Genomic DNA, 12,059 nt, shown 5'->3' with positions numbered 1-12,059 from the left:
GGGGTTTCCCCATGTGAGAGTAGGTCATCGTCAAGATTAAATTCCGAAACCCCATCTGCGAAAGCAGATGGGGTTTTGTTTTTGCGCGCGGAAAATTCTCAGCGCGGGAAAGTTGCCAAGTACTCGGCCCCCGCATCACCACCACGAAAGTACGTTTCCCTGTCGCCCTCACAAGATCGACCGCTAACGAATCCTCTCCCTCTGTTAGTCTTCTCCCTCTTTTGAAAGACCAAGGGACGCAGCTATGCCGGTGACATCCAATCTCAACCCCGGGTTTATGGTGGTCCATGGGAATCGCCTGGATGAGCTGCGTGGCCTTGTGGTGTCATGGATGCGACGTTATCCCCTGACGCCCCTTGAAAACGAGGTAGCGCTGGTACAAAGCAACGGTATCGCGCAGTGGCTGAAGCTCGCCTTGGCAGAAGATGCACAGGACGATGATCAAGGTGGTTGCGGCATCGCCGCCGCGATCGATGTGCAGCTGCCTGGCAGTTTCATGTGGCAGCTGTATCGAGCGGTGTTGGGCAAGTCAGAGATTCCGGAAACCTCGATGCTCGATAAGGCTCCCCTGACTTGGCGTTTGATGCGTCTGCTGCCCGGTCTGATCAATCAGCCACACTTCGAGCCCCTGCGGCGATTCCTGACAGCCGACACTGACCTGCGCAAGCGCTACCAGCTCTCCGAGCGACTTGCTGATCTGTTCGACCAATATCAGGTGTACCGCGCCGACTGGTTGGAAGATTGGGCTGCTGGCAAGCATCAACTCAGGACCGGCCGGGGAGAACCAAAGCCGCTGAAAGCAGAGAACTGCTGGCAAGCCGAACTGTGGGGTGCACTGCTCCATGATGTCGGGGCAGAGGGCATGGCCCAGAGCCGCGCTGGGGTGCATCAGCGTTACATCGAACGTATAAACAGCCTGACCGAGGCACCGGCGGGTTTGCCGGCGCGAGTGATCGTCTTCGGCATTTCGTCATTGCCCGCTCAGGCATTGGAAGCGCTCGCTGGGCTGGCTCGTTTCAGCCAGGTCCTGCTCTGTGTTCACAACCCTTGCCGCCATCACTGGGCAGACATCGTGGCTGACAAGGATCTCCTGCGTCACGAATACAAACGCCAGACGCGAAAACCCGGCATGCCAGTGGTGCTGAACCCTGATGCACTGCACCAGCATGCTCATCCGTTGCTGGCTGCGTGGGGCAAGCAGGGTCGCGATTACATCAATTTGCTCGACAGTCATGACGACCCCAACAGCTACCGGTCGATCTTTCGCGACGGGCGCATCGACTTGTTCAGCGAGAGTGAGCCCAAGACCCTGCTTAATCAGCTCCAGGACGATATCCTTGAGCTGCGTCCCTTGAGCGAAACCCGGGAAGTCTGGCCAGCCGTGGACATCAAGACCGATCGCTCGATTCGCTTTCATGTCGCCCACAGTGCCCAGCGCGAAGTGGAGGTGCTGCATGACCAACTGCTCGCGCGCTTCAGCAAAGATCCGGACCTTCGTCCTCGGGACGTCATCGTCATGGTGCCGGACATCGACAGCTACGCCCCCCACATTCGCGCAGTCTTCGGCCAACTGGATCGCGACGACCGCCGCTTTATTCCGTTCACCCTCGCCGACCAGGGCCAACGTGGCCGTGATCCGCTGCTGATCGCCGTGGAGCACTTGCTAAAGATCCCGGAAAGTCGGTTCCCGGTCAGTGAAATCCTCGATCTATTGGACGTCCCCGCATTACGAGCGCGATTTGGCATTGATGAGCGAGACCTGCCAACCCTGCACCGCTGGATCGAAGGAGCGGGTATCCGATGGGGGCTCAATGCGAAGCAGCGTGAGGGGCTGGGGCTGCCGGAACAGCTTGAGCAGAACAGCTGGCACTTTGGTCTGCGTCGCATGTTGCTGGGCTACGCCGTCGGTGCGGGTGCAGCTTACGACGGCATTCAGCCCTATGACGAAATCGGCGGGCTGGATGCAGCTCTGATTGGCCCTCTCGTATCCCTGATCGACGCGCTTCAGGTTGCACACAATGAACTCTCACTGCCTGCGACGCCCGCGATGTGGGGCGCGCGCCTTCAGGCGATCATGCAGCTGTTCTTCATGGCCGACAGTGAGCACGACGACTACCTGCTCAGTCAGCTGGAAACCCTGCGTGAAACCTGGCTGCAGACCTGCGAGAACGTTGGCCTTGAAGAAGAGCTGCCGTTGACGGTCGTGCGTGAAGCCTGGCTGGCGGGGCTGGATCAAGGCCGCTTGTCCCAACGCTTTCTGGCCGGCTCGGTCAACTTCTGCACGCTAATGCCGATGCGCGCCATTCCATTCAAAATCGTCTGCCTGCTGGGCATGAATGACGGCGATTACCCCCGCGCGCAGCCCCCGCTGGATTTCGATCTGATGGGCAGCGACTACCGTCCCGGCGACCGTTCCCGACGCGAGGATGATAGTTATCTGTTGTTGGAAGCCCTGTTGTCCGCCCGTGATCAGCTGTACATCAGTTGGGTGGGGCGCAGCATTCGCGACAACTCTGAGCGGCCAGCTTCGGTGCTCATCGGGCAGCTGCGCGATCATCTGTCCAGCGGTTGGCGGCTGGCCGATGCCATCGAGCCCGAGGACGATAGAAAGCGTGATCCGGGCCAACAGTTGCTGCACAAGCTGACCGTCGAACATCCGCTGCAGCCGTTCAGTGCCAAGTACTTTCAGGAGAATCCGGAGTTCTTCAGCTTCGCCCGTGAGTGGCAGGTGCTGCACGAAGCCGTCATCGAAGCAGGGGAAACAAAAGCGCTGCAAAAGCACCTGCAGGAAGAGCCCTTGAGCCTGATGCAGTTGCAGGATTTCCTGCGCAATCCGGTCAAGCACTTCTTCAGTCAGCGCTTGAAGATATTCTTTGAGGTCGCCGAAGCGCCCTTGGCGGACGAGGAGCCTTTCGTGCTCGACGCGCTTGAGCGCTACGGCCTCAGCGACAGCTTGTTGCAAGCGGCGCTCACAGATCCCGAGCACATTCAGGAATCGCTCCATGCACAAGCGACGCGCTTGCAGGGCAGCGGACTGCTGCCGATGGCCGGGTTCGGCACCTTGTTGCAGGATGAGCTGATCGAACCGCTGCCGGATCTGGTCGCCCGCTACCATGACTTGCTGGTTCGCTGGCCGGTGCGGCTGCACAGCGCGCTGCCGGTCAGTTATGAGCATCAGGGCGTCGAGCTCGATGGCTGGGTCGATGGGCTTTATCAGAACCCTCAGAACGAGTTGCTCGCGATCACCGCTATCCCCAATGCCATTGCCAGCAAGAAGACGCGCAAGTGGCATCGTCTGACCAAGCCGTGGGTGAACCATCTGGTGGCCTGCGCGTGCGATCTGCCGTTGACCACCGCGCTGGTGGCCAGCGACGAAACCCTCTTGCTGCCGCCGCTGGACAAAGACACCGCCACGCGCACCCTCAATGACCTGCTGCTGGCCTGGCACCAAGGCATGCAGCGACCGCTGCCGATTGCGGTAAAGACGGCCTTCGCCTGGCTGGGGCAGAGCGATGAAGTCAAAGCCGAAGCCGCCGCGCGCAAGGCCTATGAAGGCGATGGCCAGAACACCAAGGGTGAACGTGCTGAAAGCACTGCCCTGGCGCGTCAGTTCCCGGACTTCGATGCATTGCTGGGCAGCGAAGAGTTCGTGGGCTGGTGCGAGGCATTGTACAAACCGATTTTTGAAGCGCCCTGGCAGGCACTTTCTCGCGAGGAGGCCGGCGCATGAGTGACGCACAACAACCATTGGCCCTGCGCTTCCCGCTGAAAGGCAGCCAGCTGATTGAAGCCAGCGCCGGCACCGGCAAGACGTTCACCATCTCGGCGCTGTACCTGCGTCTGGTGTTGGGGCATGGCAGTGAAGACTCGGGTTTCGGCAGGGAACTGTTGCCGCCGCAGATTCTGGTGGTGACGTTCACCGACGCAGCGACCAAGGAGCTGCGCGACCGTATTCGTACGCGACTGGCCGAAGCCGCGCGGTTCTTCCGTGAAGAAATCGACGCGCCCGACGCATTGATCGCCGGTTTGCGTGACGAGTTCGCGATTGAGCAATGGCCCGGCTGCGCCAGTCGTCTCGACATCGCGGCGCAGTGGATGGACGAGGCGGCGGTCTCGACCATTCACAGCTGGTGCCAACGCATGCTGCGCGAGCACGCCTTCGACAGCGGCAGCCTGTTCACCCAGAGCCTGGAAACCGATCACACCGATTTGCTCGGCGAAGTGCTGCGCGATTACTGGCGCAAGTTCTGCTACCCCATGAGCGATGACGCGCTGATCTGGGTGCGCGAGAACTGGAGCGGCCCTGCGGCGTTGTTGCCAAGGGTGCGCGCGTTGTTCGGCAGTGAGCGGGCAAGCATTACGCAAACCCCGACGCAGATCATCGAGCAGTCGATTCAGCAGCGGCGCGAAACCCTCCGCCAGCTCAAGGCGCCATGGGCTAACTGGGCCGCGGAGCTGCATGCGATTTGCATCGACGGCGTCGCGTGCAAAGTGGTCGACGGCCGCAAGATGCAGGAGCGTTATTTCAGGCCCTGGTTCGACAAGCTGATTGCCTGGGCGAATGACGACGAGCAGGAGCAACTGGACCTCGGCACCGGTTTCACCCGGCTGACGCCCGACGGCATTGCCGAAGCGTGGAAGAACAATCCGCCGTCGCACCCCGCGTTCGAGGCGATGGTCGAGCTCAAGGTGGCGCTGGACACGCTGCCAACGCCCGATGCAGCGGTGCTCGAACACGCGGCCCAATGGGTCGGCGCCCGCTTTGAAGAAGAGAAGCGCCGCCGCGCCGAGATGGGTTTCGACGACATGCTGCTGCGCCTGGATGCCGCCCTGCGCGGGAGCGGTGGCGAGCGCCTGGCGACGCTGATCCGCGAGCAGTTTCCGGTCGCCTTGATCGATGAATTTCAAGACACCGACCCGGTGCAGTACCGCATTTTCGACAGTATCTACCGGCTTGAGGCCAACGACGAAAGCACCGGGCTGTTCCTCATTGGCGACCCGAAGCAGGCGATCTACGCTTTTCGCGGCGCGGATATCTATACCTACCTGCGCGCCCGTCAGGCCACCACCGGCCGCTTGCACACGCTGGGCACCAACTTCCGTTCCAGCCATGCGATGGTCGATGCAGTGAACCACGTGTTCACGCGCGCGGAGACGAGCGAGGCCGGTCGCGGTGCGTTCCTTTTCCGCACGCCCGAGGACAATCCCGTGCCGTTTCTGGCAGTCGGGTCTCAGGGCCGTAAAGAGAGCTTGCAGGTCGACGGTCAGGTGCTTGCGGCGCTCAACGTATGGCAGCTGGAAACCGATCAGCCGGTGTCGGGCACGATGTATCGAGCGCAACTGGCGGCGAGCTGCGCCAGTGAGATCGTCCGCCTGCTTAACGCTGGTCAACAAGGCCAAGCGGGCTTTGCCAAATCCGGCGAGCCTTTGAGGAAGCTGCTGCCCGCCGACATCGCGATTCTGGTGCGTGACGGCAAGGAAGCCCAGGCGGTGCGAGGCGAGCTGTCGGCCCGTGGTGTGCGCAGTGTGTACCTCTCGGACAAGGATTCGGTGTTCGCGGCGCAGGAGGCCCATGACCTGCTCGTCTGGCTCAAGGCCTGCGCCGAGCCTGACGCCGAGCGAACCCTGCGCGCGGCCTTGGCCTGCATCACCCTTGCGTTGCCGCTGGCCGAACTGGAGCTGCTGAATCAGGACGAACTGGCGTGGGAAAACCGCGTCATGCAGTTCCGCGACTACCGACGCATCTGGCGCACCCAAGGCGTGCTGCCCATGCTGCGGCGGCTGCTGCACGACTTCAAATTGCCCCAGGCGCTGGTTCAGCGAACCGATGGCGAACGTGTCCTGACCAACCTGCTGCACCTCAGCGAACTGATGCAGCAGGCCGCCGCCGAGCTGGACGGCGAGCAAGCGCTGATTCGCCATCTGAGCGAGCATCTGGCGTTGTCCGGTCAGGCGGGAGAAGAGCAGATCCTGCGCCTCGAAAGCGATGAGCAACTGGTCAAAGTGGTGACCATCCACAAGTCCAAAGGCCTGGAATACCCGCTGGTGTTTCTGCCCTTCATTTGCTCAACGAAGCCAGTGGATGGCAGCCGTCTGCCGCTGCACTTCCACGACGCCGCCGGCCACGCGCAGATCAGTCTCAAAGCCACGCCGGCGCTGATCGAGCAGGCGGACGACGAGCGTCTGGCGGAGGACCTGCGTCTGCTGTATGTGGCCCTGACCCGCGCGCAACACGCCTGCTGGCTGGGCGTTGCCGATCTCAAACGCGGCAGCAACAGCGCTTCGATACTGCACCGCTCGGCATTGGGCTATTTGCTCGGCGGTGGGCAGAAGCTGGAGGAGTCAGTGGGGTTGGGTCAGTGGCTGCGTTCGCTGGCAGAAGATCATCCCGCCGTGAAGGTTGAGCCTGTGCCGCTGCCGACCACCGAGTCTTTCAGCGCGCCGCGCAGCGAGGTCGCGTTGAGCAAGCCGCGCGTGCCCCGGCGCAGCGCTCGGGAGAACTGGTGGATTGCGTCCTACAGCGCGCTACGCATCGGCGACACCATTACCGACAGCGGCGATCAGTCGCCGGATAGTCCGCAAGCGCAGAAGCTGTTCGACGATGAGCGTCTCGACCCGGAGGCCCCGCGAGAGGTGATGGTCAGCGGAGGCGATATCCATCGATTCCCGCGCGGCCCGAACCCCGGCACCTTCCTGCACGGTCTGTTGGAGTGGGCCGGCGAGAAGGGCTTTGCCGAAGCGGCTGGTGATCCGCTGTCGCTGGAGAAAGTCGTCGCCCAACGCTGCAACCGTCGCGACTGGAAAGGCTGGATCAACACGTTGACCGACTGGCTGCAGCATCTGCTGACCCTGCCGCTGCGTTTGGGCACGGATGTGCAGCCCGTGGCGTTGTGCGAGCTGGATCAGCCGAACCAGTACCGCGTCGAAATGGAATTCTGGTTTGCCTGCTCGAAGGTCGATGTGGCGCAGATGGACGCGCTGGTTCGCCGCTACACCCACAACGGTGCGCCGCGGGCGGCGGCAGAAACGGTCTCGCTCAACGGCATGTTCAAGGGCTTCATCGACCTGACGTTCGAGCACGAAGGCCGTTACTTCGTTGCCGATTACAAATCCAACTGGCTGGGCGTCGACGACGATGCCTACACCGAGCAGGCGATGGAAAACTCGATTCTGGACAACCGCTACGACCTGCAATACGTGCTCTACCTGCTGGCCTTGCACCGTCAGCTCAAGGCGCGGCTCGCCGATTACGACTACGACCGGCACATGGGCGGCGCGGTGTATCTGTTCGTGCGCGGCAGCCGTGCGGCAAGTCAGGGCGCGTGGTTCACCCGACCGCCCCGCGAGCTGATCGAAAGTCTTGATCTGCTGTTTCAGGGCCGAGCGCCGATCACGGAAGATGTGCTGTCAGGAGACCTCGTATGAACCGCACCTTCGCTCACTTGATGCCCACGGCGCTGGACGCCGACAGCCTGGCCGACCTCAAGCCCCTCAGCCGCGTGGAGGATTTGCTGCTGTTGCTGCAGCGCTGGGTCGAACGCGGATGGTTGCGCGCGCTGGACAAGGCGTTTGTGGCGTTTCTGGCTGATCTTGATCCTGCCGCCGATTCCCTGGTGCTGTTGGCGGCCACGCTGACCAGTCACCAGTTGGGTCATGGCCACGTCTGCCTGGACCTCTACGAAACCCTTAAAGAGCCGGACTTCGCCTTGTCGCTGCCGCCGGAGGGCGATGTGTTGTCGACGCCGATGCTATTGCCGTCCTCGCTGCTCAAATCCCTCGACGGCGCGACGTGGTGCAAGGCGCTGGAAGCCAGCGCGCTGGTGGCCCACGCCGGGGATGTCAGCGAAGCGGCGGCTCAGAGACCGTTGGTTTTGTCCGATCGGCGCCTGTACCTGCGCCGTTACTGGACGTACGAGCGGCGGATCGATACGGCGTTGCGTCGTCGACTGGCTCAGGTGGAAACGGGGTTCAGCGATTTGCCCCAGCGTCTGGATGCGCTGTTCGGCCCGGCCAACCATGCGCCTGACGCCTTGATCGACTGGCAAAAGCTGGCCTGCGCCCTGGCAACCCGAGGCGCGTTCAGCATCATCACCGGCGGCCCCGGCACGGGCAAGACCACCACGGTCGTGCGCTTGCTGGCGCTGCTGCAATCGCCGGCAGTGGAACGCGGCAAACCGTTGCGTATTCGTCTGGCGGCACCGACCGGCAAAGCCGCGGCACGGCTGACCGAGTCGATCAGTCATCAGGTGCAGTCGCTGCAAGTGCCGGAAGACGTGCGGCAGAAGATCCCCAGCGAAGTCACGACGGTTCACCGTTTGCTGGGCAGCCGTCCGGGCACGCGGCATTTTCGTCATCACGCGGGTAACCCGTTGCCGCTGGACGTGCTGGTGGTCGATGAGGCCTCAATGATCGACCTGGAAATGATGGCCAACCTGCTCGACGCATTGCCGCCCCATGCACGGATGGTGTTGCTGGGCGACAAGGATCAACTGGCGTCGGTTGAGGCCGGCGCCGTGCTGGGCGATTTGTGCCGCGACGCGGAGGCGGGCATGTACAGCCCGCAGACCCAAGCGTGGCTGGAATTGGTCAGCGGCGAGGATCTTTCCAGAAGCGGCTTGCAGCAGGGCGACGATCAGCATCACGCGTTGGCTCAGCAAGTGGTGATGCTGCGCCATTCCCGGCGTTTCGTCGCGGGCAGCGGCATCGGTCAGTTGGCCAAGCTGGTGAATCAGCAGCAGGACCAGGAAGCGCGCGCATTGCTCGCGGCTCGCCAGTACCCGGACCTGTTTTCCCTGGTGCTGAAGGGGGAGCAGGACCGCGCGCTGTCGCGGCTGCTGCTCGACGGTCACGGCGATGGCCCGCAAGGCTACCGTCATTATCTGGGCGTGATGAACGCGCAGCGGCCGCAAGACCTAACGCAGATCGAAGACCCGCGCAGCGTCGAGTGGGCGCGGCAGGTGTTGAATGCGTTCGATGAGTTCCAGCTGCTGTGCGCAGTGCGCAAAGGGCCGTGGGGCGTAGAAGGGCTAAATCGACGGATCACGGAAACGCTGTTTTCTGCCGGTCTGATCGAGAGCGATCATCAGTGGTACGAGGGCCGCCCGGTATTGATGACGCGCAACGACTACGGGCTGGGTTTGATGAACGGCGACATCGGCATTGCCCTGCGCCTGCCCGAGGGGCCGGTTGAGGAGAACCGTCAAGCGCTGCGCGTCGCATTCCCCCGTAACGACGGCAGCGGCGGGGTGCGTTTCGTGCTGCCGAGCCGGCTCAATGACGTGGAAACGGTGTACGCGATGACGGTGCACAAGTCCCAGGGCTCGGAGTTCGCGCACACAGCGTTAATTTTGCCGGAGGCGCTGAACCCGGTGCTGACCAAGGAGCTGATCTACACCGGCATCACCCGGGCCAAGCACTGGTTCAGCCTGATCGAGCCGCGTCAGGGCGTGTTTGAAGAAGCGCTGCGGCGCAAGGTCAAGCGCCTAAGCGGGTTGATGTTGGGGCTGTGAGGCTTACGCCTCTTTGAGCGCAGGCGTCTGCTGCGTAACGGCGTGGTCCAGTCCCATGAACGTGCGCACGCGCGCGCCGCACTGGTCGGCAAGAATCGTCTGCGGCGCGGCGTCGACTTGCACGATGCCGTTTTCCATGAAGATCACCCGGTCGGAAATCGACAGGGCGAAGTCCATCTCGTGGGTCACGATGAGCATCGTCATGCCTTCTTTCGCCAGCTCGGCGATGACCTTCAGCACGTCGCCCACCAGCTCCGGATCCAGCGCAGAAGTGGGCTCGTCGAACAGCATGATCTGCGGGTCCATCGCCAGCGCTCGGGCAATCGCCACGCGCTGTTGCTGACCGCCGGATAACTGATGCGGGTATTTGTGCGCGTGGGCCAGTAGCCCGACCTTGTCGAGCAGGGCGTAGGCACGGTGTTCGCTGACTTCCCGGTCGCGACCGTGATAGCGCGGCGCCAAGGTCACGTTGTCGAGAATGGTGCGGTGGGGGAACAGGTTGAAGTTCTGAAACACCATGCCGATGCGCTGCACGCCCCGGCGGATCTGCGGCGCGTTGGGGTTGTCGCCGGCGTGAATGTAGCCCTCGCCAAACAGGATGATCTCGCCCTTGTCGATGGTTTCGAGGCTGTTGACCGTGCGAATCAGCGAGGTCTTGCCCGAGCCCGATGGGCCAATGATGGAAATGACCTGACCGGCGTCCACCGCCAGATTGATGCCCTTGAGCACTTCGTGCTGCCCGTAGCTTTTGTGGATGTTGACCAGCTTCAGCGCCGGCGCCGACCCCGGTCCTGTTGTCGGCTGGCGTGCTACCGCGGGCTGCGCGACCAGGCTGGCGCGCAGGTGAGTCAGGGCGGTGTCGTCGAGGGTCTGCGGTTTGCGATTGCTCAGCTCAAGGTGCTGCTCCAGCCAGTGAAACAGCCAGCCAAATACCGTCACGATCATCACGTAATACACCGCGACGGCCGACAGCGTTTCCATCACCAGAAAGTTTTGCGCGTACAGGCGTTGGCCCACGGTCAGCAGTTCGGTGAGGGAAATCACTGACACGAGCGAGGTCAGTTTCACCACGGTGATGTATTCATTCACCAGCGTTGGCAGGGAGATACGGAACGCCTGGGGAATGACGATCAGACGCTGCATGCCGATCAGGCCGACACCCAGGGCGCGGCCGGCTTCTTTCTGGCCCTTGGCGACGGAGATCAGGCCGCCGCGGTGAATCTCCGCCATGTACGCTGCTTCCGTAACCACCAGCGCGAGAAGGCCGGAATAGAAGGGGTTGGAAAGTACGTCACGGGTGACCGGAAACATCTGCGGCACGTTGTAGGTAAACACCACCAGCACCAGCAGCGGAACACTGCGGAAGAACCAGATATAAATCGACGCCGGAACGCTGATCCAGCGCGCGGTCGACAGCTTGGCCGAGGCCAGCAGGAAACCCAGCAGCATGCCGATAAACCAGCCCAGGGCGCTGAGTTCGATCACGGTGATGCAGGATTCCCAGAAGTCAGCGACCGAGAATAAAGAAAAAAAGTAGGACCATTCGAATTGCATACACACACCTCAGCAGGGCGGGGCCCGGCGGGATTCCCTTAACAAACGCGATCCCTGTAGGAGTGAGCTTGCTCGCGAGGCATAAGCACAGACACCGCTGAGGTGACTGACCTACCGTGATCGCGAGCAAGCTCACTCCTACACTGGGTTAAGCATCAAACCGTCAGTTGGCGGGCGCTTCCAGGTTGTATTTCTTCAACAGCGCAGCGTATTCGCCGGATTTTTTCGTCTCGTCGAAGGCCTTGAGCAACGCCTGATACAGCTCGTCATTGCCCTTCTTCACGTAGATGCCAAGCGTCTGCTGGTAGATGGAATGCTCGGTGCTGACCACCACGCGGCCCTTGGTGCGTTCGGCGATCATGCCGGCGGCGCCGTCGATTTCCACTTGCGCCTGAACGTTGCCCGACAGCAGCGCCTGGGTGACTTCCGGCGCGGACGGGAACTCGCTGACGGTGACCGGGCCTTTGCCCTTCGGCACGCAGTATTCGGCGGACAGCTTGTTGAACTGGGTGACCCACGTGGTGCCTTTTTCCAGGCCGATTTTCAGCCCGCACAAGTCTTCCGGCACCTTGGGTTTGAGCGGGCTGTCCTTGAGCACCATGATCGCCGCGCCGGTTACGGCGTAGGGGATGGTCTGGGCCTGGGTCTGGCGCTCCGGCGTGATGTACATGCCCGAAATGATCGCGTCGTAGTGCCCGGCATTGAGGCTGAGGATCAGGCTGGAGAACTTGGTGTCGACAAACTCCGCTTTGAGATCCATGTGCTTGGCGAGCAGGCGTGAGAGGTCAGGGTCGGCACCGACGACGTTCTTCTTCTCGTCGTAGGACTCGAATGGCGGGTAGGTGATCTCCATGCCGACCTTGAACTGCCCGGGCGTCACCGTGGTGGCAGCCTGAGCGGCGGTTGCCGCAAACAGGGATGTACCGAGCACCGCAGAGGCAAGCACGGTCAAGCGGACAGCAGTGTTCAAAGTGTTGCGCATCGTCGGTGACTCCA

General features: G+C 62.2%; 5 protein-coding genes. 3 read left to right on the top strand and 2 right to left on the bottom strand.

Going from position 1 to position 12,059, the window contains the following annotated elements:
* The first annotated feature begins 244 nt into the window (after positions 1-244).
* From recC to recD, 3 genes are read left to right on the top strand one after another with little or no spacing between them, the layout of a single operon-like run.
* On the top strand, positions 245-3,730 hold the full coding sequence (gene recC, locus AC0Z8Z_RS09330) for an exodeoxyribonuclease V subunit gamma (protein ID WP_485618894.1): 3,486 nt from the start codon (positions 245-247) through the stop codon (positions 3,728-3,730).
* Positions 3,727-7,425 carry an exodeoxyribonuclease V subunit beta gene (gene recB, locus AC0Z8Z_RS09325; protein WP_485618893.1) on the top strand — a complete coding sequence of 1,233 codons (3,699 nt, stop codon included), beginning with the start codon at positions 3,727-3,729 and terminating at the stop codon, positions 7,423-7,425. Before recC ends, recB begins: the two co-directional genes overlap by 4 nt.
* Positions 7,422-9,509 carry an exodeoxyribonuclease V subunit alpha gene (gene recD, locus AC0Z8Z_RS09320; protein ID WP_485618892.1) on the top strand — a complete coding sequence of 696 codons (2,088 nt, stop codon included), beginning with the start codon at positions 7,422-7,424 and terminating at the stop codon, positions 9,507-9,509. Before recB ends, recD begins: the two co-directional genes overlap by 4 nt.
* A 3-nt stretch (positions 9,510-9,512) precedes the next feature.
* Here recD and AC0Z8Z_RS09315 read toward each other — a convergent pair whose 3' ends face one another.
* Together AC0Z8Z_RS09315 and AC0Z8Z_RS09310 are read right to left on the bottom strand one after the other, a co-directional pair.
* Complete coding sequence (locus AC0Z8Z_RS09315; RefSeq protein WP_485618891.1) at positions 9,513-11,063, bottom strand: amino acid ABC transporter permease/ATP-binding protein; 1,551 nt, start codon at positions 11,061-11,063, stop codon at positions 9,513-9,515.
* A gap of 163 nt (positions 11,064-11,226) precedes the next feature.
* On the bottom strand, positions 11,227-12,045 hold the full coding sequence (locus AC0Z8Z_RS09310) for an ABC transporter substrate-binding protein (protein ID WP_485618890.1): 819 nt from the start codon (positions 12,043-12,045) through the stop codon (positions 11,227-11,229).
* Positions 12,046-12,059 lie beyond the last annotated feature (14 nt).

Source organism: Pseudomonas sp. 1L-C-7-B-C1, from assembly GCF_057291635.1.
The sequence above is the reverse complement of the archived record's forward strand: the minus strand, read 5'-3'. Positions and strand labels throughout refer to the sequence as shown.

Coding starts and splice junctions, on each gene's coding strand:
- recB (WP_485618893.1), top strand. CDS start 3,727: ATGAGTGACGCACAACAACCATTGGCCCTGCGCTTCCCGCTGAAAGGC.
- recD (WP_485618892.1), top strand. CDS start 7,422: ATGAACCGCACCTTCGCTCACTTGATGCCCACGGCGCTGGACGCCGAC.
- AC0Z8Z_RS09310 (WP_485618890.1), bottom strand. CDS start 12,045: ATGCGCAACACTTTGAACACTGCTGTCCGCTTGACCGTGCTTGCCTCT.
- recC (WP_485618894.1), top strand. CDS start 245: ATGCCGGTGACATCCAATCTCAACCCCGGGTTTATGGTGGTCCATGGG.
- AC0Z8Z_RS09315 (WP_485618891.1), bottom strand. CDS start 11,063: ATGCAATTCGAATGGTCCTACTTTTTTTCTTTATTCTCGGTCGCTGAC.